At 59.9% G+C, this 18,004-nt stretch carries 20 protein-coding genes; 12 read left to right on the forward strand and 8 right to left on the reverse strand.

Annotation, left to right across the window (positions count from 1 at the left end):
* Window positions 1–70: 70 nt before the first annotated feature.
* The 6 genes from ASU33_RS10820 (at window position 71) to ASU33_RS10845 (ending at window position 5,162) form a co-directional block, all read left to right on the forward strand.
* The gene (locus tag ASU33_RS10820) at window positions 71–502 is read left to right on the forward strand and encodes a hypothetical protein (protein ID WP_059070874.1); all 432 of its coding nucleotides are present in this window, start codon (window positions 71–73) and stop codon (window positions 500–502) included.
* Window positions 503–613: 111 nt separating this feature from the next.
* Window positions 614–1,399 carry a hypothetical protein gene (locus tag ASU33_RS10825; protein ID WP_149867163.1) on the forward strand — a complete coding sequence of 262 codons (786 nt, stop codon included), beginning with the start codon at window positions 614–616 and terminating at the stop codon, window positions 1,397–1,399.
* A 323-nt stretch (window positions 1,400–1,722) separates the two neighbouring features.
* Window positions 1,723–2,376, forward strand: a complete 654-nt coding sequence (locus ASU33_RS10830) for a class I SAM-dependent methyltransferase (protein WP_059070876.1) — start codon at window positions 1,723–1,725, stop codon at window positions 2,374–2,376.
* Window positions 2,377–2,829: 453 nt separating this feature from the next.
* A complete protein-coding gene (locus ASU33_RS10835; RefSeq protein ID WP_059070877.1) occupies window positions 2,830–3,636 on the forward strand; it encodes a class I SAM-dependent methyltransferase in 807 nt (268 codons plus the stop codon).
* Window positions 3,637–3,651: 15 nt separating this feature from the next.
* A complete protein-coding gene (gene ctlX / locus ASU33_RS10840) occupies window positions 3,652–4,572 on the forward strand; it encodes a citrulline utilization hydrolase CtlX (protein ID WP_059070878.1) in 921 nt (306 codons plus the stop codon).
* A 164-nt stretch (window positions 4,573–4,736) separates the two neighbouring features.
* Window positions 4,737–5,162 carry a BLUF domain-containing protein gene (locus ASU33_RS10845; RefSeq protein ID WP_059070879.1) on the forward strand — a complete coding sequence of 142 codons (426 nt, stop codon included), beginning with the start codon at window positions 4,737–4,739 and terminating at the stop codon, window positions 5,160–5,162.
* Between the two features lie 86 nt (window positions 5,163–5,248).
* Here the strand turns inward: ASU33_RS10845 and ASU33_RS10850 are convergent, their stop codons facing one another.
* Window positions 5,249–6,772, reverse strand: a complete 1,524-nt coding sequence (locus ASU33_RS10850) for a malate:quinone oxidoreductase (RefSeq protein WP_059071449.1) — start codon at window positions 6,770–6,772, stop codon at window positions 5,249–5,251.
* Window positions 6,773–7,070: 298 nt separating this feature from the next.
* Complete coding sequence (locus ASU33_RS10855; protein WP_059070880.1) at window positions 7,071–7,658, reverse strand: hypothetical protein; 588 nt, start codon at window positions 7,656–7,658, stop codon at window positions 7,071–7,073.
* Between the two features lie 172 nt (window positions 7,659–7,830).
* Between ASU33_RS10855 and ASU33_RS10860 the strand changes: the two genes are divergently transcribed.
* A complete protein-coding gene (locus tag ASU33_RS10860) occupies window positions 7,831–8,571 on the forward strand; it encodes an SDR family oxidoreductase (RefSeq protein WP_059070881.1) in 741 nt (246 codons plus the stop codon).
* Window positions 8,572–8,961: 390 nt separating this feature from the next.
* On the opposite strand, the gene ASU33_RS21270 is transcribed toward ASU33_RS10860, so the two are convergent.
* Both ASU33_RS21270 and ASU33_RS10870 read right to left on the reverse strand, forming a co-directional pair.
* Complete coding sequence (locus ASU33_RS21270) at window positions 8,962–9,375, reverse strand: hypothetical protein (RefSeq protein ID WP_149867164.1); 414 nt, start codon at window positions 9,373–9,375, stop codon at window positions 8,962–8,964.
* A 120-nt stretch (window positions 9,376–9,495) separates the two neighbouring features.
* The gene (locus ASU33_RS10870) at window positions 9,496–10,587 is read right to left on the reverse strand and encodes a mechanosensitive ion channel family protein (protein ID WP_059071450.1); all 1,092 of its coding nucleotides are present in this window, start codon (window positions 10,585–10,587) and stop codon (window positions 9,496–9,498) included.
* A gap of 301 nt (window positions 10,588–10,888) precedes the next feature.
* Here ASU33_RS10870 and ASU33_RS10875 point away from each other — a divergent pair, with 301 nt between their 5' ends.
* Window positions 10,889–11,452 (forward strand): cupin domain-containing protein, encoded by a 564-nt coding sequence (locus ASU33_RS10875; protein ID WP_059070883.1) that lies wholly within the window; start codon window positions 10,889–10,891, stop codon window positions 11,450–11,452.
* A gap of 8 nt (window positions 11,453–11,460) precedes the next feature.
* On the opposite strand, the gene pncA is transcribed toward ASU33_RS10875, so the two are convergent.
* The 3 genes from pncA to ASU33_RS10890 form a co-directional block, all read right to left on the reverse strand.
* Window positions 11,461–12,084, reverse strand: a complete 624-nt coding sequence (gene pncA, locus ASU33_RS10880; protein ID WP_059071451.1) for a bifunctional nicotinamidase/pyrazinamidase — start codon at window positions 12,082–12,084, stop codon at window positions 11,461–11,463.
* An 81-nt stretch (window positions 12,085–12,165) separates the two neighbouring features.
* On the reverse strand, window positions 12,166–12,681 hold the full coding sequence (locus ASU33_RS10885) for a 2'-5' RNA ligase family protein (RefSeq protein WP_059070884.1): 516 nt from the start codon (window positions 12,679–12,681) through the stop codon (window positions 12,166–12,168).
* Between the two features lie 209 nt (window positions 12,682–12,890).
* Complete coding sequence (locus tag ASU33_RS10890) at window positions 12,891–13,754, reverse strand: nuclear transport factor 2 family protein (protein ID WP_149867165.1); 864 nt, start codon at window positions 13,752–13,754, stop codon at window positions 12,891–12,893.
* Between the two features lie 211 nt (window positions 13,755–13,965).
* Here ASU33_RS10890 and ASU33_RS10895 point away from each other — a divergent pair, with 211 nt between their 5' ends.
* Window positions 13,966–15,081, forward strand: coding sequence for a spore photoproduct lyase family protein (locus tag ASU33_RS10895; protein ID WP_286130487.1), 1,116 nt, complete (start codon window positions 13,966–13,968; stop codon window positions 15,079–15,081).
* 140 nt (window positions 15,082–15,221) lie between these two features.
* Here the strand turns inward: ASU33_RS10895 and ASU33_RS10900 are convergent, their stop codons facing one another.
* Window positions 15,222–15,503, reverse strand: coding sequence for a hypothetical protein (locus tag ASU33_RS10900; RefSeq protein ID WP_059070886.1), 282 nt, complete (start codon window positions 15,501–15,503; stop codon window positions 15,222–15,224).
* A gap of 141 nt (window positions 15,504–15,644) precedes the next feature.
* On the opposite strand from ASU33_RS10900, the gene ASU33_RS10905 reads away from it, so the two are divergent.
* From ASU33_RS10905 to hutI, 3 genes are read left to right on the forward strand one after another with little or no spacing between them, the layout of a single operon-like run.
* Window positions 15,645–16,088 (forward strand): ATP-binding protein, encoded by a 444-nt coding sequence (locus ASU33_RS10905; RefSeq protein ID WP_059070887.1) that lies wholly within the window; start codon window positions 15,645–15,647, stop codon window positions 16,086–16,088.
* A gap of 52 nt (window positions 16,089–16,140) precedes the next feature.
* Window positions 16,141–16,575: a hypothetical protein gene (locus ASU33_RS10910; RefSeq protein ID WP_059070888.1), complete on the forward strand. Its 435-nt coding sequence runs from the start codon at window positions 16,141–16,143 to the stop codon at window positions 16,573–16,575.
* A gap of 24 nt (window positions 16,576–16,599) precedes the next feature.
* Complete coding sequence (gene hutI / locus ASU33_RS10915; protein WP_059070889.1) at window positions 16,600–17,868, forward strand: imidazolonepropionase; 1,269 nt, start codon at window positions 16,600–16,602, stop codon at window positions 17,866–17,868.
* The last annotated feature ends 136 nt before the right edge of the window (window positions 17,869–18,004 follow it).

An 18,004-nucleotide genomic window follows, 5' to 3' on the forward strand; every position in this document is an offset into this window, starting at 1 on the left:
GGCCGGTTTGCTTACTTCGTGGCAGCTGGCGCCCAGGGCTTTGCATCGGACACCACACCACCAATCCGTTATGAAAATCCTCTTCCCCGAACGCGTTGCTGCCTACGGCATATTGCTGATTACCGGCTTGTCGGTGGGGTTCCATGTGCTGGTGCTAGCCAGGGTAGTGCCCTCGGAAATTGTGTGGGGCGGCGGCCAAAAAGACCCGCAGCAATTGCTGGTGCTCGAGTCGGTTTCCATCACCATCAACCTGCTGATATGGATGGTAGTGGCCGTGCGGGTAGGCTTGCTGAAGCTGAAGATAAATGCCACGGTAATAAGGGGTGCCTTGTGGCTGATGGTTGGCGTGTTCGCGCTGAATACCGTGGGCAATCTGTTCTCCACCAACAGCTTCGAGAAGGCTGCCTTTACGCCCGTAACCTTGCTGCTGGCCTTATTTAGTTTGCGGCTTGTACTCGGCAACCGCCAGCAGCCCGCTGCCACCCCGCACCCCAGTGCGTAGGGATACCTAGGGCACTAATCTGCGTACGTATCCCTGACACGCAGCAAGCCCGCCCCGACGCCCATGATGCAGCAACCCAAGGCCACAGTACCACTCGTATTCAATCAGCAGATGCCAACACTGCCGATGTGGCTGTTGCGGCTGGGTTGCCGTGCGCAGCTCAAAGCAGTAGGGGGCGTGTTTGGGATGGTGTTGCTAACCACCGCCTGCTCCGACGACAGGCCACGCGACACCGCCGGGCAGCAACGCGAACCAGTTTCAAGCCCAAGCCCAGCAACTTCGCCAATTGCTGAAACCGACGATTACGCCGACGACAACCAGCAGGTAGGGCCGGGTAGTTGGTTTCGGGTGGTAGCGGATAGGGCGTATTTTTTTGATGCACCGCGCGGTAAGAAGCCCAACGGGCGATACCTGCTCCGCGGCGACGTGCTGTACGCCGACGACGTGGTAAACCGCTACGTGAAAACCAGCTTTAAGCAGCCCAACGGCGCTACTGCCACCGGCTGGCTGAAGGCAGAGGACCTAGGCCGCCTTGCCCGCAAGCCCGAGGTGGCCATTGCCCAGCCCAACCGTGCAGCTCAACGCCCGCGGCCCAGCCCCCAACCTACTAAGCAGCCCGATACCTACAGCTACGAGCTAGAGGCCGAGCCGAGTACTCCGACCAGGCAACCGAGCCCTGCGGTTAGCGGTGCTGCCACTGCCGTGGTAGCGGCCGAGCGGTCTTATTTCTACAACTCGCCCGACCTTACCGACCGCCGCAAAGCCCACTGCGTACGCGGCGACAAGGTACGCCTGGGCGAGGAGCAAGGCGAAGCGGTGTACGTAACGTTTACCAACTGGCAAGGCGTAACCTCGCGCGGCTGGATGCGCAAAGATGCTTTGCAGCTCAACCGCTAACAACGCAAGGCAAATGAGCCGGCTGGTAAGGCCGGCTCTTACAAAAACAAGTAAGCCGGCCACCTAGGGCGGCGCTGGTGCCACGAAAATTAGCTGCTCCAGCTGCTTATTCGGTAGCCTGTGGTGTCGCGTAGCCACACGATGATGACTGGCGCGGACGCTTTGGGTGCAGGTTTGGGCCACTGCCGGCAAATACTGGGGCAGCGCAGCACCAAGGCAGCCATTCTTATGCACGAACAAAAGAATGGCTAAGCTTGCGGCCAAGGCCATTCGTCAAACTTCCGGGCCCGGTGGCCGTTGTTGCTACATCAGCCGCTAAGCCCATGAACACCAACCTCGACCAGCCTTTTTCGCCCAATGCGTTTCGGCGCCTGGATGAGACGCCCGATGCCGAGTTTTACCGGCAGCCGCGCTTTGTAACGCACATCGACGAAGGCGCCATTGCAGCCGTAACGCAGCTCTACCGCGAGTACTTTAGCGCTGGCAGTAGCTTGCTCGATTTGATGAGCAGCTGGGTAAGCCACCTGCCGCCCGAGGTGCAGTACGGGCGCGTGGTGGGGCTGGGCATGAACGAGGCCGAACTGCGGGCTAACCCGCGCCTGAGTGCCTACGTGGTGCAAGATCTGAACCAGCAACCCCAGCTGCCTTTCGCCGACGCCGAGTTTGGTGGCGCCGCCATTTGCGTGTCGGTTGATTACCTGACGCAGCCCGTGGCGGTAATGCAGGAGTTGGGCCGCGTGCTGCAGCCCGGCGCGCCGCTGGTCATTACGTTCTCAAACCGCTGCTTCCCATCCAAAGCCATTGCCGCCTGGCACCAGCTCAGCGACCAAGGCCACCTGCAGTTGGTAGGGCAATACTTGCAAGCCGCCGGCAACTGGCACGGCATCAAGCTGCTCGACCGCAGCCCGCGCCCGCCCGGAGTTTCCGATCCGCTGTTTGCGGTGGTTGGCCGGGCTGGGGCCGTTCCGCAGCCCTAGGTGCTTTGCAGTGTTACAACGAATAGATGAGCGCGCAGGCCGCAGCAGCGGCCATGACGAGGTAGAGCACTAAGTCGTTGCGCTTGACGGCTCGTTCGTACTTGCGTGAGGAATACATGGCCTGAAAATCAAAAGGTTGTTTCAGCGCCGGCTTGCCATTGGTGGCGCGCTGGCAACGTGCGGCACATGCGTTGCAGCGCTCTTGTCATTTACGGCTACAGTTTGCTCTTTGTATGTAATTGGTTGTTAAGGCTTTGTTATGTTTTTGAGCTTTCGTCACATAGGCGCGAGTCTTGGGCTAATGGCAGCTGAGCAGGGATAGTCGATTGTCGGAGTGAAATTGTATTGTCCACATTTTCATGTGGATAGCTGTGGATAAATATATTTGCCTACATATACAGTTTAGCGGCCCCGCAACATTGCTGCTTTACCATCCGCCGCCCCTGTTTTGCTATGGATACAACCAATACCTACCTCGAGCTGAACCGTGCCCTCTGGAATGCCCGCACCGAGCACCACTTGTCCTCGGAGTTTTATGATGTGGAGGGGTTTCGGGCCGGTAAATCGTCGCTGAACAGCATTGAGCTTGAGCTGCTGGGCAATGTGGCCGGCAAGCGGGTGCTGCACCTGCAGTGCCACTTCGGGCAGGATGCGTTGTCGCTGGCCCGGCTAGGGGCGCAGGTTACCGGCGTCGATTTGTCGGACGAGGCCATTGCCGCGGCTCGCCGGCTTAACACCGAACTGGGCCTCACGGCGGAGTTTGTGCGCTCCGATGTGTACGAGTTGCCCCAGCACTTGCCCGCCGAGCAGCAGTTTGATGTGGTGTTTACCAGTTACGGCGTAATCGGCTGGCTGCCCGACCTAGGCCGCTGGGCAGAGGTGGTAGCGCGCTACCTCAAACCGGGTGGGCAGTTTTTGCTCGTGGAGTTTCACCCAGTGGTCTGGATGTTCGATAACGACTTCACGCACGTGCAGTACAGCTACTTCAACGCAGGCGCCATCGAGGAAACCGAAACCGGTACCTACGCCGACCGCGAGGCGCCCTTGGTACACCAATCCGTTACCTGGAACCATGGCCTGAGCGAGGTGATTGGCAGCCTGTTAGGGCAGGGGCTGCAACTCACGCATTTCTCTGAGTACGACTACTCGCCCTACGCCTGCTTTGCCCACACGGTACCGGCCGGCGAGGGGCGCTACCACATCGGGCCCCTAGGTGATAAAGCCCCGTTGGTGTACGCCGTGGCGGCAACCAAGCCGTAGGCTACCTTTGGGCCTATGCAGGCAGCCCGTACCGTATTTGTTGTTCGTCCGGCCCGGTTTGGCTTCAATGCCGAAACCGCCCTTTCCAATTCGTTTCAGCAAGCCCAGGGCCACCTAGGCGCCGAACTGGTACAGCAGCAAGCCCAGGCCGAGTTTGAGGCCGCCGTGGCCACGCTGCGCGCCCACGGGGTAGAGGTGTTGGTGTTCGAGGATACCGCCGAGCCACCCAAGCCCGATGCTGTGTTCCCGAACAACTGGCTTACGCTGCACCCCGATGGCCGCGCCGTGTTGTACCCCATGTGCACGCCCAACCGCCGCACCGAGCGCCGCCCCGATATTCTGCAGGCCCTAAGTAGCCAGTTCGAGGTGCGCGAGGTAGTCGACTTATCGGCGCACGAAAACCTGGGGCAGTACCTCGAGGGCACGGGCAGCATCGTGTTCGACCACCCCAACCGCGTGGCCTATGCTTGTCTTTCGCCGCGCACCGATGCCGCGTTGTTGCACCAAGTGGCCGATATGCTGGGCTACCGCTCCGTGGCTTTTCATGCTCACAATATGCAAGGGCAAGCCATTTACCACACCAACGTGATGATGTGCGTGGGCCCGCAGTTTGCTGTGGTGTGCCTTGAAAGCATTACCGACCCCGCCGAACGCGAGCAAGTAGCGGAGGCGCTGCGCAACACCGGGCACGAGCTTGTTGAAATCAGCCAAGTGCAGGTGGCGCAATTTGCTGGCAACATGTTGGCGTTGGAGTCGGATACAGGAAAGGCACTATTGGTAATGTCGGGGCAGGCGCATGCGGCGCTTACCGATGCACAGCGGGCGCAGTTGCAGCGCTACTGCCAGCTAGTGCCGCTGGCCATACCCACCATCGAAACTATTGGTGGCGGCAGCGCCCGCTGCATGTTGGCCGAGGTATACCTGCCCCGGCGTTAGCCGCCCGCGCACCTAGGGTCGGTTGCAGTTTGTATTAGCATTTACCTAGGATCAAATTTGCTTTAAGCAGCAAGGATTGGCATATTGAGTACCAGCTCAAGGGCTGGCAGCAAGGCACTGCAAATGGCTGCAATGCCTGCGGCGGCCCACCTCAGCAGGTTACCATGATGTATCACATTGTGTACCAAAGCACCGCCGTGGAACCGTTTAATTCGGAGCCCATGCAGGCAATGCTTGAACACTCGCGCCGCAAAAACCGCCGCATCGGCATTACCGGATTGCTGCTCTACAGCAACGGAAACATTCTGCAGATTCTGGAAGGGGAGGAGCCTATAGTGCACGAGCTGTACAAGTTGATTCAGCACGACGTGCGCCACACCAACGTCATTACCCTGGCCGACGGCCCCATCAGCCAACGCATGTTTTCGGATTGGAGCATGGGTTTTCAGGACATAGCCGACCAGGATTTTAAGCACATTTTGTCGTGCGTAGAGGCGCGGCAGCTGCCTCCCACCAGTCGTGTTGAGGTTGATGAGCCTTTACTTAACCTGATAAAGTCGTTTGTGGAAGACGAACAGCCTCGGCTGTAAATGCCCTAGGTGCTACCAGTGAGCAGAAACAAACAGGGCCACCCACATGCTTGTGGGCGGCCCTGTTTGTTTTTGGAACGGTTGGGTTACTTTGCCTCGGTGGGCTCGGCAGCCATTAGGTTTAGTACGCGGCCGGTAAACTCGCGGATTTCCTCCACCAGCTGCGGGTTGTCGTGCAGCGACACGCCGTACGAAGGAATCATCTCCTTGAACTTGGCCTGCCACTCGGGCGTGCGGGCTTGCTGCGGAAAGCAGCGCTCAATCAGGCCTACCATAATGCTCACGGCCGTGGAGGCACCCGGCGAGGCGCCCAGCAGCGCCGCAATGGAACCATCGGAAGCGGCTACCACCTCGGTGCCAAACTCGAGCACGCCGCCCGCTTTTTTGTCCTTCTTGATTACCTGCACGCGCTGGCCGGCAATTTCCAGTTCCCAGTCCTCAAAGCGGGCTTCGGGCAAGTACTGCTTCAGCGAGGCAAAGCGGTCTTGCGGCGATTGGCGCACCTGGTCGATGAGGTAGCGCGTGAGCGGAATGTTCTTGAGGCCGGCAATGATCATGGGGCGCATGTTGCTGAGCTTGATGCTCAGCGGCAAATCCAGGAACGAGCCTTTCTTCAGGAACTTGGTAGTAAAGCCAGCGTAGGGGCCAAACAGCAGCTCGCGCTTGCCGTTGATCATGCGCGTATCCAAGTGCGGTACCGACATGGGCGGCGAGCCTACCTCGGCCTTGCCGTACACCTTGGCCTGGTGGCGCTCAATTACTTCGGGGTTTACGCACTTCAGCCACTGGCCGCTTACCGGGAAGCCGCCAAAACCGGCTGCCTCCGGAATGCCCGAGCTGATGAGCAGCGGCAACGAGCCACCGCCCGCGCCAATGAACACAAAGCGGGCCCGCAGCTTTAGGGTGTCGCCGGTGGCAAGGTCTTTGGCCTTGATGCGCCACGAGCCGTCCTCTTTGCGGCGGATTTTGCTTACCTCTTTGTTGAAGTGAAACGCTACGTTGGGCTTCTCCTGCAGCAAATGGAACATGCCGCGCGTAAGCGAACCGAAGTTTACGTCGGTACCCATATCCATGCAGGTAGCGGCTACCTTTTGGTTAGGGTCGCGGCCTTCCATCACCAGCGGCATCCACTTCTGCAGCTGCTCGCGGTCTTCGGAGTAGCTCATGCCCTTGAACAAGGGCGACTGCGTGAGGGCAGCATGGCGCTTGCGCAGGAAGTTCACGTTCTCGTCGCCCCACACAAAGCTGAGGTGCGGAATGTGGTTGATGAAGCGGCTGAGCTCTTTTACCTGGTATTTCTCGGCCAGGAAAGCCCAAAACTGCTTCGATTGCTCGAACTGATCGGCAATCTTGATGGCCTTGCCCGTGTCGATGGAGCCATCGGCCTTTTCGGGGGTGTAGTTCAGCTCGCAAAAGGCCGAGTGGCCGGTGCCAGCGTTGTTCCAGGCGTCGGAGCTTTCGGCAGCAGCAACGTCGAGGCGTTCTACCACGGCAATGCGCAGCTCGGGCTGCAGCTCCTTGAGCATCATGCCCAGGGTGGCACTCATGATGCCGGCCCCAATGAGCACTACGTCGAGGGATTGTTCGGAGGAGTTATCTATAGAAGTCATGAGGCGTTCGGGAAAGCCTTGCAGAATACGTGCAACACGCAAAAAGGTATTTGGTTGAGGACCGCAAACTGGTACGAGGCTACACGCAAAAAGGCCGGCTACACTGGCCGGCCACAGTAGCTATGTGCGGGTTTGGCCAATGCCGCAACCGGGTACTTGGCCTGCCACGCAGGCCGTGGCTGGCGCCAATAGGCCCCCAACAGCACCTTTTCGGGCCGCAAATGTAGAGCATCAAACAAAGAAAAAGCCCGGAGAAATTCCGGGCTTTGCTTTTCGGCTGAGTATCAGGCCGCCTAGGTTAGTACCCCACGGGCGAATACAGCATGGGATTGAGCCCCGGCGCCGAGGTACCGCCCTGCACCACGCGCACCCCACCCGAAACCGAAATGTTCTCGGTGATTTTGTAGTCGGCGCGCAGGTTTACGCCCTGCCCTAGGTTGCTGAAGCCCGAGTAGGGGTTAACAGCCGAACCCATGTTGGGCAAGCCGGGCGTCATGTCTTTCCAGGCACTGCCGGTAAGGGCTAAGCGCGGGCTGAGGGCATAGGTGCCGCCACCGTAGAGCAAGTAGTGGTTGGTGCCAGTGCGCAGATTAGCCCGCGGAGCGCCGCCCTCGGTAGTGGCGGGGTAGTACGCCGCGCCCGGCATAAAGCGCATAAACGTGCCGCCCGCAAACAGCGTGAGGCGGTTGCTCACCTGAAAATTGGCTTGCGGGCTGAGGTAGGTGGCTGAGCCGTAGCGGCCCGCAAACGAAGCCCCGGCCTGCAGGTTGTACGACACGAGTGGCTTGCGCAAACCCAGCGCGGGAGCCTCTTGGGCATCCTGCGCCAGCACCGAGCCGGCCGTTAGCAACAAGGTACCTAGGGCAACTGAAAAGCGAAAGTTCATAAGGCAGCGGAGTAGAGGAGCCGAGCCAGTTGGCATCCACAAGATACGCAATGCGAAACGAACAAGATTGGTGCCTCAAGCACCCGGGCCGCCGCGCACCTAGGGCCCGGCAAACAAAACCGACCGGCCGCGGGTACAACGCTCTCAGCTGTCAACCTTACCCCGCAAGCGCATGAACCTATCCGAAAATACCGTGCTCATTACCGGCGGCGCCTCCGGCATTGGGCTCGCCCTGGCCAAACGTTTCCAGCAGGCGGGCAGCCAGGTAATTGTGTGCGGCCGCCGCGCCGATAAGCTCCGTGAAGCGCAGCGTGAAGTACCCGGCCTGCTCACCCGCGTGTGCGACGTGGCCCAACCCGCCGAGCGCGAGGAACTGCTGCGCTGGGTGCAGCAGGAGCACCCGCAGCTGAATGTGCTGGTAAACAACGCTGGTATTCAGCGCCGCCTGCAAGTGGCCGATGAGGAGCCCTGGGAAGTGCGGCAGCAGGAAATTGCCATCAACCTCGATGCGCCCATACACCTGTGCTCGTTGTTTGTACGGCACCTGCAGCAGCAACCTAGGGCGGCCATCATCAACGTAACCTCGGGTTTGGCTTTCACGCCCATGGCTATTGCGCCGGTATACTGCGCTACCAAAGCCGCGCTGCATTCCTTCACTCAATCGTTGCGCTACCAGCTGCAGGATACCGCCGTGGAGGTACTCGAGATTGTGCCCCCGGCCGTGAACACCGACCTAGGCGGCGCCGGCCTGCACACCTTTGGCGCCGACGTAAACGAGTTTGCCGACTCCGTGATGGCGCGCCTGGCCAACGGCGAGCAAGAGGTAGGCTTCGGCACTTCGGAAGTGCGCCGCTTGGCTTCGCGCTCCGAGTTGGACGCTGCTATGGAAGCCATGAACGCCCGCTTCAGCTAAGAAGCTTCGCGCACATCTTCGCAGTATTGGGCATTTCACGCCCGAGCTCGACCAACATGTTGTTATTGCATATGGCAGCCGTGTTGGCACCGGCGGACGTCCTTACAAAAGTGTTTGAGGCACTTGAGGAGTCGCCGTATTTCTGCCCCGCTGAATTCGGCGCTTGCGCATCGGAACTGCTAATACCGGGCAGTACTGCGCCTTGGCATATGTGTTCAGCACGACAGGCGTGTGGAGTTACGCCTTGAATTGGATGTTGTCTTCGGGCAAGCTATACTCGCGCCCTGCGGCTGTCGGGGGCGAACAGGCTGAAACCGTGGTAGCGGCACCGGCCTTGCTTCCCCGCCGCCACTCATGAATGACGGCTGTAGCAGCGGGGAAAAATAGGGATTAGCGCAGCATGAAGCGCGAGAGCCGGCGCTTAAGGAAGTTGTTGACGCCTGCATGGTCTTTGCGCGACACCAGCCCAACAATTTGAGCTGATTGTCCATTTTGCAACAAGTCGATGGTCAAAAAAGAATCACCAGAGGTTTCTTTTTCTAGGTTAATGCGCTGGATATCCGCAAAAGGAACTCCGTATTTGCGCATCTTCATTTTGTACGGCGTGGACAGCTCCAATCCCTCCGGACGCATTTTTAGATTTAGAAACAGTATTGTGGAATCCCACATAGTGGTTCGATATTCCTCAAATTCAGGAATACCATCTTGGTAACGAACCTTGCCAACGAGTTGAATGGGAAACCAGAAGCTCGGTTTACCCAATTGGCTGTTTAAATCGGGCTCGTGTACAAGTTGAGCTGACATAAAAAGAAATGCGTGGATGAAAAATAAATGGGAACCAAGATATGGGTTGGATTGCACTTCTCCTTCTAATGGAGGCAGAACCGAATCCGCGGCCGGTCAAGCAAAGGCTGCCGAGCCGGTTTAGTCTACTATTGTGGCTGGCTGACCTAGCGTGTCGGTTACGGCGCGCGTTTTGGGCAGGCACTGTGGGTAGTGCTGCTGCACAAAGCCGAGCAGCTTTTCTCGCACTTCGCAGCGCAGCTCCCAAATGTCGCCCGAGCTAGCGGCGCTTACCAGGGCGCGCAGCTCCAGGGTGCGGTCTTTGGAGTCGGTTACGTGCAGCACGCACACGCGCTTATCCCAGTACTGGCTTTGCTCTACAATCCGTTGCAGGGCCGTTCGCACCTCGTCTACCGGAATGGTGTAATCGGTTTGCAGGTGCACGGTGCCGAGCAGCTGCGAGGTGGTGCGCGTCCAGTTCTGGAAGGGTTTCTCGATAAAGTAGTTGAGTGGCAGCACCAAGCGGCGTTCGTCCCAGATGCGCAGCACCACGTAGGTAAAGGTAATTTCCTCTACGCGGCCCCACTCGCCCTCCACCACTAGCACGTCGTCGAGCCTGATAGGCTGCGTAAAGGCTATCTGAAAGCCAGCTAGCAAGTTGCTGATGGAGCGCTGCGCCGCAAAGCCCACGATAACGCTGGCAATACCCGCCGAGGTGAGCAAGCCCGTGCCAATTTTGCGCACGGTGGCAAAGCTCATCAGCACCAAAGCCACGGCCAGAAACACAATCAGCGACACCACAAACTTGCGCACGAACTGCAGCTGCGTGAACAGCTTGCGCACCCGTAGGTTGTCGCCGCTGTCGAGGCGGTAGTGGTGCTGCACCATATCCTGCACCACGCTCACCAGCCGTACCAAACACCAGGCAAACGAAGCAATCAGGCAGGTTTCGACGATGCGGCGCAGCACCTCGAACGGCTTGGGAGCCAACGGGGCCAGCGGCAACACAAACGACAGCACCAAAATGGGCAAAAAGTAGCCGCTCGGGCGCGTGAGGCGCCGCACCACTGATTGCAGCAGCTTTGGGTCGTCGGGGCGGTGACTGTAGGTGCGTAGCACCGCGAAAATGGCGAACTTCAGCAGCAGCCCGGCCGCCAAGCCGCCCAAAATTACGGCGGCCGTGCGCAGGGCAAGGTCAAGCTGATAGGGGAGGTCTAGGCCTAGATCGGACATAAGCAGAACAGCATAGGTAGGCCACTGCCGGCCAGCGGCAGGCTCCATTCTGTACCCCGTGGCAGCAGCAAAGGTTGTGGCTGCCGCACCTCGGCTACATGGCTATGCGAGGCGCAAGCAGAGCAGTTTCACATGATTATGTGGATGACAGGCCTGCTGCGTGTGGTATTTTTGCATGCTGAAGTTGGACGAAGCTCTAGCTGTTTACATACAAGCTGCCTAGTTGCCGGGGTTTACAAACCCGTCACCTAGGTCCTCCGAACTCGCAACCTCCTATCCGCCTATTTACCTGTGCAACGCCATGGCTTATCAAGGTCAATTCATCGAGAATCCCATTACCGGTCAGAGCATCTATTTCCTGACAACTACCCGCCAAAGCCAAGGTGCCGAACTGGTAATCGAGTCGAGCTACCGCGGGCATAGCACCGAGCCGTTGCCGCACTACCACCCAGCTCAGGAAGAATACTTCGAAGTGCTGCAAGGCGAAGTAACCGTGCGCCTCGATGGCGAGCTACACACCCTGCGCCGCGGCGAAGAGCTGCGCATTGCGCCCAAGCAGGTACACAGCATGTGGAACAACTCCGAAGCCCGCGCCACCGTGCGCTGGACCACCCGCCCCGCCTTGCGAACCGAGGAGTTTCTGGAAACCGTGTTTACCATGGCGCAAGCCGGCTTGGTTACTCCCAGTGGCGTGCCCGGCGTACTGCAGTCGTCCTTGCTGGCAGGCGAGTTCGATGGCGAATTTCGGTTGGCCAAGCCGCCGCGCTGGGTGCAGAAGCTGGTGTTTGGCTTGCTGCGGCCCTTGGCGCGCGTGTTGGGGCTGCGGGCCGTATACAGCCCCGTGCGCAAAGCCAAAGTGGCCTAGGTAGCTGCCTACTGGGCGTGCTGGTGCAGCACCTCGGCGGCCTTCACCAGCCGGCCACTTAAGCGCTCAATGTCAGCCTTGGCGCGCTCGTAGCCCTCGGCCGAAATGGGCCGGGCGGCGTCTTCAATCAAGTACGTCTCAAAGCCCTCGTGCAAGGCATCTTTGGCCGTGAAATACACGCAGTAGTCGCCGGCTAAGCCAGCTACATACACCTGCTGCACGCCCTTGCCGCGCAGGTAATCGGCCAGGCCCGTCGACTTCTGGTGGCCGTTATCGAACAGGCCGCTATAGCTATCGATTTCGGGGTTGGTGCCCTTCCGAAAAATGGCCTCGATGCGCTGCGTATCGAGGGCGGGGTGCAACTCGGCGCCGGGCGTGCCCTGTACGCAGTGTACCGGCCACAGTACCTGCTCCAGCCCGTGCAGCTCAATAGTTTCGAACTCCGTTTTGCCCGCGTGGTTGGCCGCAAAGCTTTTGTGCGTGCGCGGGTGCCAATCCTGGGTAGCCACTACTAAGTCGAAGTGCGGCTGCAGCTCGTTGGCCAGCCCTACAATTTGGTCGCCCTCGGGCACGGCCAGCGCGCCACCGGGTACAAAGTCATTCTGAATATCGATGAGCAGCAGAGCTTTCATGGGCATGGCAAGAATGGAGGAGCACCTAGGAACGCGCGCGGCCGGGCATGGGGTGGCCTAGAGCAGGTACGTGGCGCAAACCTAGGCGCCAAACGCAAAACTACGCAGCAGCTCCCAGGGCCCGTTGCGGTACGCCCACAGCTGCAAGCCCGTACCGGTAGCCTCGAAGGGCTCAAAGGAGGCGCTTAGCTGCTCGTGCAGCTCGCGGGCGGCGGCGGGTGTTACCTTGTTTTGGATGGTTACGTGAGGCCGCCGCCGCTGCTGATCTTGCGGCGTTAACTGCTCGCGCCACACGGCCTGCAGCTCGCGGTGCAAGGCTTCGGCCTCGGGTGCCTCAAGCGCAAACGCCACCCCGCGCCCCAGAAACTGCAGCCCCGCTACGCGCATAGCCATGGGGTGCTGCGCGTGGGCCCGAGCGGCCAGGGTAGCCGCAATGCTGTCGAACTCCGAGCCGGGCAGATGATGAAACAAGGTGAAATGCGCATCGAGGTAGTTGCGCTCCGGTGGGAAGTGCTTCTGGCGCAGGGTGTTGAAGTACTCAAACGTTTTCTCATCGAGCGAGAGGGTAAGGATAAGGGGAGCGTCGATAGCAGGCATAGTGCCTTAACTAAGAGTACGTAGTTATAGTTGTGGTTTGATAAGTACAATGTTGTTATTCAAATACTTGCTATGTAATTGTTGAAGTAAAAGTGAAAACGAATGTGGAATGAATGAAGATGACGAGCTATTCACTAGTGCACAGATAAAAACCCGCACCAGTAAGTAGTACCTACTGGTGCGGGCGAGCTAAAAAGCGGCAATACCACCTAGGGTTTAGCGGGTTTGGTAGGGTTCAGCACTTCGGCCACCAGACGCCAGCCTTTCGCCTCGTGCTTCCAAACGTGCGCGTAGCCACCTTTCGGCCCGTCGGGTGTGGCCGAGGTGTAGGTGCCGTACACGTAGCCCAAGTCGCCGGCGGTCGAAATTTGGCTACCCAAGGGTTGAAACTGCATAGCCGACTCAGCCTTAAGCTTTTCCTGCATGGCTGCGGCGGTGGTTAACGGCATTAGCCCGTCGCGGTGCAGGCGGCTTTGCTGGCTTAGCATGGCGGCGTAAGCCGGGGCCATGCCGTTCTGCCGAATGGCTTCGCTGAGCTGCTTATCGAGGGCCAGCAAATCGGCGGGGCGTTGCTTGCTGGGGCGGCTGGGGGTGTTGCCAAATGTAACTTCTGTTGGAATACCGGTTTGCTGCGGCGCGGCGTGCGGAATGCCAATGTCGGTCAGGAACTTGAGGCTGCCATCGGCCTGCCTGCCCCACACCGTGAAGTAGTGCCCGAAGGCCACGCGCCTGCCATCGGGCTGCTCCAAGTAGTACGGGCCGGTGGTGTAGCCTAAGTCGGCGCTGCGGGCGGCATCGGCAAATTCGGGGCCCCACACCAGCTTGGGGCTGCCGGCCGGGGCCTCGGGTTGCTTTTGCCAAACGGGTTTACCTAGGGCTGGCTGCCCGTTCTGGAACACGATGCCCGAGTCGGCAATGCTGCCCAAAAAGGCCACTTTCACGGAGGCCTCAACCGCCGTGCGGGCAAAGTCGCGTTCGGCTTGCACGAAGGCATCGGCGGGGCGCTGGGCCTGGGCACTGCTAGTCCAGGCCAACAGCAAGGCAGCAGGTAATAACAAGCGGGGGAGGAGCATGGCTTGGCGGTTGTTTCCGGACTGCAAGCTGGTGGCTGACAGAGGCTTCTGCAATCACACAATCATGCGGCGCGGGCTGCTCAAGCGGCTAGCAAATAGTTTAGCACGGTGGTTGGAAAATTAGCGCATAAGTTGTTGTAAGTCAATGTGTAAATATTGTGTATTTAACGTACTGGATGGAGCTTATGACGTCTGCCTGGTGTTGTAGCTAATGATGATCGAACAGCTCACGTTACCCGTTCTAAACGCTCCAGCCACCGCCCAACCCGAGCCCTTGGTGCGCACGCACAGCGCCAAGCTTTGGCTGCCCAAGCGCGTGCTCTTCACGCCCGATGCCCTCGACGAGGAGTTCGGGCAGCAGATCTATCAGCGCGTGCTGCAGCACGACCTCGAGGTGGAGGTGCTCAAGAGCAACCGCCTGACGGGCCTGCGAGGTACCGACGACCGCGACACTTACCGCCGTGCCAAGAGCACCCTGGCCGTGGTGAAGGCCCCGCCGAGTGCGCTGCGCCTGCAACCCACGCCGCCCTCGGCCGATTGGCAGATGAACCTGGCCGAAGGCTGCCCCGCGCACTGCCAATACTGCTACCTGGCGGGCTCGTTGCAGGGCCCCCCGGTGGTGCGCGTGTTTGCCAACCTGCCCAACTTGCTGCAGAACACCGCCAGCTACGAGCAAGCCGGCCGGCTTACCAGCTTCGAGGTCAGCTGCTACACCGATGTGCTCGGTATTGAGCACCTTACCGGCAGCCTAGCCGAGTGCGTGCGCTACTACGGGCAGCGCGAGGGTGCCCGCCTGCGTTTTGTGTCGAAGTACGACCAAGTGGGTTCGTTGCTCGACTTGCCCCACAACGGCCGCACGCGGGCCCGGGTAAGCCTCAACGCCGAGTCGGTAGCCCGCAAGCTCGAGGGCGGCACGGCTTCCATCGAGGCTCGTTTGCAGGCTTTGCGACAACTGGCCTTGCCTAAGGAGCTAGGCGGTGGCGGCTACCCCGTAGGCGTGGTGCTGGCGCCCATTATGCCCATTCCTAACTGGGAGCAGGAGTACCGCCAGCTGTTCGAACGCCTGGAGGCCACGCTTGATTTTGAGTGCGACCTGACGGCCGAGTTCATCAGCCACCGCTTTACGCCTGGCTCTAAGGACGTGCTGCTGCAGTGGTACCCCAACACCTCCCTCGACTTCGACGAGGCCAAGCGCGCCGTTAAGCGCAACAAGTTTGGCAGCCACAAGTACGTGTACCAACCCGACGACATGCGCCGTCTCAAGGAGTTCTTCTACAGCGAGTGGCAGCAGCGCTTCCCGCAGGCCCCCGTTAAGTACTGGACCTAGGCCCCCGGTGCCGCCAGTAGCAAATGCGCCCAACTGCAGCCGCCACAATGGCGGTAGCAGTTGGGCGTACGAGCAAAGAGGGAGGGAGAAACTGTAAAAGGTTTGCGTTAGGCAAAGCGGCGGCTGTAGGAGAAAAAGAGCTAGGCGCGGTTCATGTAATCCAAATAGAACTTCACGAACTCGTCGTACTTGTGCAGCTTGGGGTTGGAGGCTTCCGGTGGCGGGGTCGGCTCGTTCGACGAGGCTACCATGAAGCTGGTAGTAGCAGGCGAGCTTTTCGGGCTCGTGGTACTTACCTGCACCTTTAGGGAGCTAACTGTAGCAATGGGCTGATCGTCGGGGCGGATCGAGCGTTCGACGGCTTCGTTGGGCAGCGCAGAGACTATCGTGAGCAGGGGCAGAGAGTTTGCAATAGGTCTCATAGGCTCTTGCGGTTAGGTTGCTGTATAATAATAATCAGATGAGCTATTGAAAACCAAAGACGAGTTGGAAAAAGTATACGAAACTCTTCTTCAGGACTACCAATAGCTCGTCGAGGCTAACCTCCTCTGTTTCTTAACGCTATGCAAGCAGTCGTTTTCTGCGGAATTCAGGCCACGGGCAAGTCCACGTTCTACAAGCAGCGGTTCTTCAACTCGCACGTTCGCATCAGCCTCGACCTGCTCCGTACCCGCCACCGCGAGCGGCGCCTGCTGCAGTTTTGCCTCGAAACCCAAGCCCGGTTTGTGGTCGATAACACCAACCCCTCGGCAGCCGAGCGGCAGGTATACATTGCTGCCGCCAAGCAGGCCGGATACCAAGTGGTGGGGTACTATTTTCAGTCGGTGCCGCGCGAGGCCCTGCTGCGCAACCAACAACGGCCCGCCCCGGAGCAGGTGCCGGCCAAAGGCATTTACGGCGCTAGCGGCCGACTCGAGTTGCCTGACTACGCGGAGGGCTTCGATGAGCTCTACTACGTGCGCATTGTGCCTGGCGGCAGCTTTGAGGTGAGCCCCTGGCAGACGTAAAGGTCTTGTGGTACCTAGGGCGGCGCGGCGTTCTTCTGCTACCTTTAGCCTCATGAAGTCAGCCGTTGAGAAAATGCTCCTGAAGCCCGGCGCGGTGGTGCTGGTGCTCGGGCTACCCGCCAATTTGCAGCCCCTGCTTGCCGACCTGCGCACCCACTGCACCGTGGTGGAGCATGCTGCCGATAAAGTTGATGCGGCCTTGGTATTTGCCACCATGCAAACGGAAATCGATCAGTTGGCACCACAGGTAGCTGCTTTGGCTGCCGGCGACGCAGCCATATGGTTTGCCTACCCCAAAGGCACCAGCAAAAAGTACCGCTGCGACTTCAACCGCGACACCGGCTGGGCTCCGCTGCACGCCCTCGGCTTCGAGCCCGTGCGGCAAATTGCTATTGATGACGATTGGTCAGCGCTGCGGTTTCGCCGCGTTGAGTACATCAAGCAGATGACGCGCGCCACCCGCCGCGCCACCCAGCCTCAAGCCTAGGTACTACACTCGCTCCGCTCCGCAGTGCCCACCACCCAACCCTACTCGCTGCTCATCCGCAACGCCGCGCAGGTGCTCACGCTGGCCGGCCCGCCCGCCGATAAGCCGCTGGCCGGCGCTGCCATGGCAGAGTGGCGCATCATCAACCTAGGGTACGTAGCCTGCCACAGCAGCACCATTGCCGCGGTGGGTGCCATGCACGAGCTCGACGAGGCGCTGATTGGCCCCGAGACCCGCATCATTGATGCCACGGGCCGCGTGGTGATGCCCGGTTTGGTAGAGTGCCACACGCACCTGGTGTTTGGCGGCAACCGCGCCGATGAGTTTCAGCGCAAGCTGCAAGGCGAGTCGTACCTCGATATTCTGGCTTCGGGTGGAGGCATCCTGAGCACCGTGCGCAAAACCCGCACTGCTTCCGACGCTGAGCTGCTCGCCCAAGCCCTGCAGCACCTCGATGGTTTTCGGCGCTACGGCGTAACCACCCTCGAAGCCAAAACCGGCTACGGCCTCGATAAGGAAACTGAGCTGCGCCTGTTGCGCGTGGCCCGGCAAGCAAGCCGGCAGCAGCCCGTGCGCATCGTTAATACCTTCCTGGGTGCCCACGTGCCCGGCCCCGAGTACAAAGGCCGCCCCGCCGATTACCTCGATTACCTGGTGGCCGAAGTACTGCCCGAGGTGCGTGGCGCGGCCGAGTTTGTGGATGTGTTTTGCGAAGAAGGCGCATTTGGCGTCGAGGATTCGCGCTGCTACCTGCAGCATGCCCGCGACCTAGGATTCAAGCTGAAAATCCATGCCGAGCAACTACACGACCTAGGCGGCTGCCTGATGGCCGCCGAGCTGGGTGCCATCAGCGTCGACCACTGCGACTACCTCACGCCCGAAGGCGCTGCGCAGGTAGCAGCAGCGGGCCAGGGCCGCACCGTGGCGGTGCTGCTGCCGCTGGTGCCCATGTTTTTGCGGCAGGATAAATACGCGCCCGGCCGGCAATTTATCGACGCGGGCTTGTCTGTGGCCATCAGCACCGATTTTAATCCCGGCTCGTGCCCCAGCAAAAACCTGTGGCTGGCCCTGCAGGTAGCTTGCCTGAAAATGGGCCTGACGCCGCGCGAGGCTTTGACTGCCGTAACCATCAACGCCGCCTGGGCCATCGACCGGCAGCAGGACTGCGGCACTTTGGAGCCCGGCAAGCGCGCCGATGTGCTGCTGCTGCGCGTGCCCGACTACCGCGAGCTGCCGTACTGGTTGGGCGAAAACCCGGTGGCGCAGGTGGTGATTGGCGGCAAGGTAGCCTAGGTTACAGGGCGCGGCTCTGCAGCGCGGAACGAATTTCCGCGCTGCAGAGCCGCGCCCAGGGTCAACCAAAAAGGGCCGGCCCCTAGGTGCTAGGAGCCGGCCCGTATCGAACACCGGAATAGGTAATAGATTAAGC

Origin of the sequence: Solirubrum puertoriconensis, assembly GCF_001483135.1 — a bacterium.
GTDB classification, from domain to species: Bacteria; Bacteroidota; Bacteroidia; order Cytophagales; family Hymenobacteraceae; genus Solirubrum; species Solirubrum puertoriconensis.

Bases quoted from the DNA above. Each gene is read 5' to 3' on its own strand.
- ASU33_RS10875 (WP_059070883.1), top strand. From the start codon at position 10,889: ATGGCTTATCAAGGTCAATTCATCGAGAATCCCATTACCGGTCAGAGC.
- ASU33_RS21270 (WP_149867164.1), bottom strand. From the start codon at position 9,375: ATGTCAGCTCAACTTGTACACGAGCCCGATTTAAACAGCCAATTGGGT.
- ASU33_RS10905 (WP_059070887.1), top strand. From the start codon at position 15,645: ATGCAAGCAGTCGTTTTCTGCGGAATTCAGGCCACGGGCAAGTCCACG.
- ASU33_RS10835 (WP_059070877.1), top strand. From the start codon at position 2,830: ATGGATACAACCAATACCTACCTCGAGCTGAACCGTGCCCTCTGGAAT.
- ASU33_RS10830 (WP_059070876.1), top strand. From the start codon at position 1,723: ATGAACACCAACCTCGACCAGCCTTTTTCGCCCAATGCGTTTCGGCGC.
- ASU33_RS10825 (WP_149867163.1), top strand. From the start codon at position 614: ATGCCAACACTGCCGATGTGGCTGTTGCGGCTGGGTTGCCGTGCGCAG.
- ASU33_RS10895 (WP_286130487.1), top strand. From the start codon at position 13,966: ATGATGATCGAACAGCTCACGTTACCCGTTCTAAACGCTCCAGCCACC.
- ASU33_RS10855 (WP_059070880.1), bottom strand. From the start codon at position 7,658: ATGAACTTTCGCTTTTCAGTTGCCCTAGGTACCTTGTTGCTAACGGCC.
- ctlX (WP_059070878.1), top strand. From the start codon at position 3,652: ATGCAGGCAGCCCGTACCGTATTTGTTGTTCGTCCGGCCCGGTTTGGC.
- ASU33_RS10890 (WP_149867165.1), bottom strand. From the start codon at position 13,754: ATGCTCCTCCCCCGCTTGTTATTACCTGCTGCCTTGCTGTTGGCCTGG.
- ASU33_RS10900 (WP_059070886.1), bottom strand. From the start codon at position 15,503: ATGAGACCTATTGCAAACTCTCTGCCCCTGCTCACGATAGTCTCTGCG.
- pncA (WP_059071451.1), bottom strand. From the start codon at position 12,084: ATGAAAGCTCTGCTGCTCATCGATATTCAGAATGACTTTGTACCCGGT.
- ASU33_RS10820 (WP_059070874.1), top strand. From the start codon at position 71: ATGAAAATCCTCTTCCCCGAACGCGTTGCTGCCTACGGCATATTGCTG.
- ASU33_RS10850 (WP_059071449.1), bottom strand. From the start codon at position 6,772: ATGACTTCTATAGATAACTCCTCCGAACAATCCCTCGACGTAGTGCTC.
- ASU33_RS10845 (WP_059070879.1), top strand. From the start codon at position 4,737: ATGATGTATCACATTGTGTACCAAAGCACCGCCGTGGAACCGTTTAAT.
- ASU33_RS10885 (WP_059070884.1), bottom strand. From the start codon at position 12,681: ATGCCTGCTATCGACGCTCCCCTTATCCTTACCCTCTCGCTCGATGAG.
- ASU33_RS10870 (WP_059071450.1), bottom strand. From the start codon at position 10,587: ATGTCCGATCTAGGCCTAGACCTCCCCTATCAGCTTGACCTTGCCCTG.
- ASU33_RS10910 (WP_059070888.1), top strand. From the start codon at position 16,141: ATGAAGTCAGCCGTTGAGAAAATGCTCCTGAAGCCCGGCGCGGTGGTG.
- ASU33_RS10860 (WP_059070881.1), top strand. From the start codon at position 7,831: ATGAACCTATCCGAAAATACCGTGCTCATTACCGGCGGCGCCTCCGGC.